This is a genomic window from Accumulibacter sp. (assembly GCF_032229525.1).
Classification (GTDB): Bacteria; Pseudomonadota; Gammaproteobacteria; order Burkholderiales; family Rhodocyclaceae; genus Accumulibacter.
Genome location: NZ_JAVTWB010000142.1, coordinates 1 through 3,749, shown reverse-complemented (window position 1 = coordinate 3,749; position 3,749 = coordinate 1). Strand labels below are relative to the sequence as shown.

Below are 3,749 nucleotides of genomic sequence, written 5' to 3'. Positions count from 1 at the left end.
GACACCGAAGCTTTCGTTCAAGGAACCGCCTCCACAGGGCTCGGCACCGAGAAGCGCAACATGGGCTTGCGGCAGCAGGACGGATAGCGCAGCATTGACACCCATGATCCATTTCAACCTCCCGCCCTGGCGACAAGACAAGCGCCCGACGGACCAGCGGACGGCGTCAAGCGATACCGCGCCGGTGCGCTGGTCAACGCGCTGGGTCGCCGGCAAGGCCATCGGGCCGTGGTGATGAACCAGGCGACAATCACCGACCAGGAATTCGCTCTTTTTCAGCGACTGATCTACAAGATCGCCGGCATCAATCTCGCAGACAGCAAGAAGGTGCTACTCGTCGGCCGGCTGCAAAAGCGCTTGCGCGAACGCCAGCTCGACAGCTTCGGTGACTACTACCGCCTGCTCGACAGCGGCAGGCACCCGGACGAGCTGCAGACGATGGTTGATCTGCTGACCACCAACGAGACCTACTTCTTCCGCGAACCCAGACACTTCGACTTTCTGCGCGACGAGGTTCTGGCTACGCGCCGACCGGGCGAACGCTTTCGTATCTGGAGCGCCGCAAGTTCGAGCGGGGAAGAGGCCTACAGCATGGCCATGGTCATCGCCGAGAGCCTGCCTCATGCCTCCTGGGAGGTTTTCGCTTCGGACATCAGCACCAGGGTACTGGCTGCTGCGCGGGAAGGGCGCTACCCGCGTAACCGCAATGAAGGCATCCCCGCCGCCTGCATGCGCAAGTACTGCCTGCAGGAATCAGGCGCCGGCTCGGACTCCCTCCTGATCGCGCCAGTGATTCGCCAGAAAGTCCGCTTCGCCCAAGTCAACCTGACGCAATCGATCAGTCCCGGAATCGGCTCCTTCGACGTCATCTTCTTGCGCAATGTGTTGATCTACTTCGATAGCGAAACCAAGCGCAAGGTCGTCGCCAATCTCCTGCCCCGCCTGCTCCCTGGCGGCTATCTGGTCGTTGGCCACTCCGAGTCACTCAATGGCATCAGCGATCGGCTGTCGGCCGTACGGCCGACGATTTACCGCAAGCCGGAGTAAACGCGTCGCTTGTCGACCGAGGAACGCGCCGCCGGATAGTGTTGCGACAAACGCCGCCATACCCGATTAGCCCGATTAGCCCGATTAGCTCAGCAAGCCCCGCGACTCGATGAAAGCGATGATCTCGGCGAGCCCATCACCGGTTTTCATGTTGCTGAAAACGAACGGCCGGTCGCCGCGCATGCGGCGGCTATCGGTATCCATCACCTCCAGCGAGGCACCGACCATTGGCGCGAGGTCGGTCTTGTTGATCACCAGCAGATCGGACCGGGTGATTCCGGGGCCACCCTTGCGCGGGATCTTTTCACCGGCGGCGACGTCGATCACGTAGAGCGTCAGGTCGGAGAGTTCCGGACTGAAAGTCGCCGCCAGGTTGTCACCGCCCGACTCGACGAAGACGATCTCGATATCCGGAAAAGCCGTAGTCAGCCTTGCGACCGCTTCGAGGTTGATCGACGCATCCTCGCGGATCGCCGTATGCGGGCAACCGCCGGTTTCGACACCGAGAATCCGCTCCTGCGGCAGCGCCGCATGGCGGACCAGAAACTTCGCGTCTTCCGCCGTGTAGATGTCGTTGGTCACCACGCCAAGGCTGTAGCGGTCGCGCAGGGCCAGACACAGGGCCAGGGTCAGTGCGGTCTTGCCGGAGCCCACCGGGCCTCCAATGCCGATGCGCAGAGCGCGGCGTCGGCTGGTCTTGGGTTCGCTTTCTGTCATGATCGGAAGAGTCTCGAATATTGCGTTTCGTGGCGGCTGGACGCGAGCGCCAGGCCGGGAGCGAAGTTGCTCCATTGTTTCTCGGGCAGTTCGAGTGCCTGGCGCACGACCTCCGGTACGCGACCACCCAGCGCCAGCAGGAGGCGTTGCCCGGCGGCCTGCCCGAGCGGTACCGCCTTGAGTGCTGCCATCACCTGGTTCTCGCACCAGGACCACAGATAGGCGGTCAGTGAATCGGCCAGCGGGATGTGCCAGACGTCGGCGGCCAACGCCCAGCCAACAGGGAAACAAACTTCGGGCATGGCGTCGAAGGCTGGCGGCACCGCGAACTCATCGAGGTCGTGCAGCAGCCGGCGCAGCGAATAGCCCATCTGCAACGTTTCGGCCCGCAGCTCCGACGATTCTCGGCTGGCCAGGAAGTCGGCGTTGAGGCGTAGCACTTCGCCATGCTCGGCGACGGCCCAAGCCCGCTGCAGAGCGGCGATGAGCGGCGCCTCGAAGCGGCCGACACCTTCCTCGAGCAGACCGGCAATCCACTCCTTGGCGCTGACGGGGTCGTGTACCTGACCTGCTTCCACCGCCCATTCGAGACCTTGCGAATAGGTGTAGGCACCTACCGGCAGCGCCGGGCTGGCCAACTGCAGCAGGCGAGGCAGCGCCAGATTCACTTGAACTCGTGGATCCTCGCTGACGGGCGCGGCAGGACACGCCCGGAAGGACAGGCTTCGATCACGTCGGTGCTACGCCGCCGGCGATAGGCGGGAGCACGCGCATGGCCTTCAGCATGCGCGTGCGCGCCGTAGGCGCCACCTTCGGGATCGAAGGACGCCTCGACCTCGCTGACCGCGCAACCGAGGCCGAGCAGCATTTCGGCCAGCACATGATCCGGCTGGAAGCGCAGGAAGTGCTGGCCAAGTTGCACCGGCACATGCCGATTGCCGAGATGGTAGGCGGCACGGCCGAGTTGCAGACAATCGCTGGCGTGGACTTCGAGCAGCGCTTCCGAGGCGGCCTCGACTTCGATCACCCGCCCGTTGCCGGTAAGCAGACGGTCGCCATGCCGCAGCACGGTACCGGCCGGCAGGACGTAACCCAGCTCCTCGCCACTGACCAGGGTCACTCGCTGGCGACTTTTCCGCCGGGCATCGTAAGGCAGCACCAGACGATCACTGGCGGGTGTGTCATCGTCGGCGAAGGATTCGGCAAATAGCATGGTCCGCTCAGAAGAGAAAGTAGCGCTGTGCCATCGGCAGGACGCTGGCCGGTTCACAGACCAGCAGTTCGCCATCGGCACGCACGGCGTAAGTTTCAGGGTCGACGTCGATCTTCGGCGTCGCGGCATTGTGCACCATATCCGACTTGCGGACCTGGCGTGTCTGGCGGACGGCAAGCAGCGGCTTGCTGAGTTGCAGCGCCCCGACAGCTGGATTATCCAGTGCCGCCTGGGAAACGAACGTGACAGAAGTCCTCAACGCCTTGCCAAAGGCGCCGAACATCGGCCGATAGTGCACCGGTTGCGGCGTCGGGATCGAGGCATTGGCATCGCCCATCGCCGCCGCGGCGATCATCCCGCCTTTGACGATCAGCGACGGCTTGACGCCGAAGAAAGCCGGCTTCCACAACACCAGGTCGGCGAGCTTGCCGACCTCGATCGAACCGACCAGATGGCCGATGCCATGGGTGATCGCCGGGTTGATGGTGTACTTGGCAATGTAGCGCTTGACGCGGAAGTTGTCGTTGGCGCCCGGCGGCGCTCCGCCCGCACCGTCGGCGGCCGGCAGATGGCCGCGCTGCACCTTCATCTTGTGCGCCGTCTGCCAGGTGCGGATGATCACTTCGCCAACCCGGCCCATGGCCTGCGAATCCGACGACATCATCGACAGCGCGCCGAGGTCGTGCAGGATGTCTTCGGCGGCGATCGTCTCGCGCCGGATGCGGCTTTCGGCGAAAGCCACGTCCTCGGCGATCGCCGGGTCGAGGTGGTG

Annotated in this window: 5 protein-coding genes; 1 reads left to right on the top strand and 4 read right to left on the bottom strand. The window is 64.1% G+C overall.

Translation table 11 applies throughout. The features are described from left to right. Positions 1-234 precede the first annotated feature (234 nt). Positions 235-1,047, top strand: coding sequence for a protein-glutamate O-methyltransferase (locus RUW20_RS10495; protein ID WP_313952156.1), 813 nt, complete (start codon positions 235-237; stop codon positions 1,045-1,047). An 84-nt stretch (positions 1,048-1,131) separates the two neighbouring features. Here the strand turns inward: RUW20_RS10495 and ureG are convergent, their stop codons facing one another. The 4 genes from ureG to RUW20_RS10475 all read right to left on the bottom strand — a co-directional run. Then, positions 1,132-1,764, bottom strand: coding sequence for an urease accessory protein UreG (gene ureG, locus RUW20_RS10490; protein ID WP_313952155.1), 633 nt, complete (start codon positions 1,762-1,764; stop codon positions 1,132-1,134). Beyond that, positions 1,761-2,432 (bottom strand): urease accessory protein UreF, encoded by a 672-nt coding sequence (locus tag RUW20_RS10485; RefSeq protein ID WP_313952154.1) that lies wholly within the window; start codon positions 2,430-2,432, stop codon positions 1,761-1,763. Before RUW20_RS10485 ends, ureG begins: the two co-directional genes overlap by 4 nt. Beyond that, complete coding sequence (gene ureE, locus RUW20_RS10480; protein ID WP_313952153.1) at positions 2,429-2,977, bottom strand: urease accessory protein UreE; 549 nt, start codon at positions 2,975-2,977, stop codon at positions 2,429-2,431. Before ureE ends, RUW20_RS10485 begins: the two co-directional genes overlap by 4 nt. A gap of 7 nt (positions 2,978-2,984) precedes the next feature. Further along, positions 2,985-3,749: urease subunit alpha (locus tag RUW20_RS10475; protein ID WP_313952152.1), on the bottom strand; the 765-nt coding region annotated here is incomplete at its 5' end.

Coding starts and splice junctions, on each gene's coding strand:
- ureE (WP_313952153.1), bottom strand. CDS start 2,977: ATGCTATTTGCCGAATCCTTCGCCGACGATGACACACCCGCCAGTGAT.
- ureG (WP_313952155.1), bottom strand. CDS start 1,764: ATGACAGAAAGCGAACCCAAGACCAGCCGACGCCGCGCTCTGCGCATC.
- RUW20_RS10495 (WP_313952156.1), top strand. CDS start 235: ATGAACCAGGCGACAATCACCGACCAGGAATTCGCTCTTTTTCAGCGA.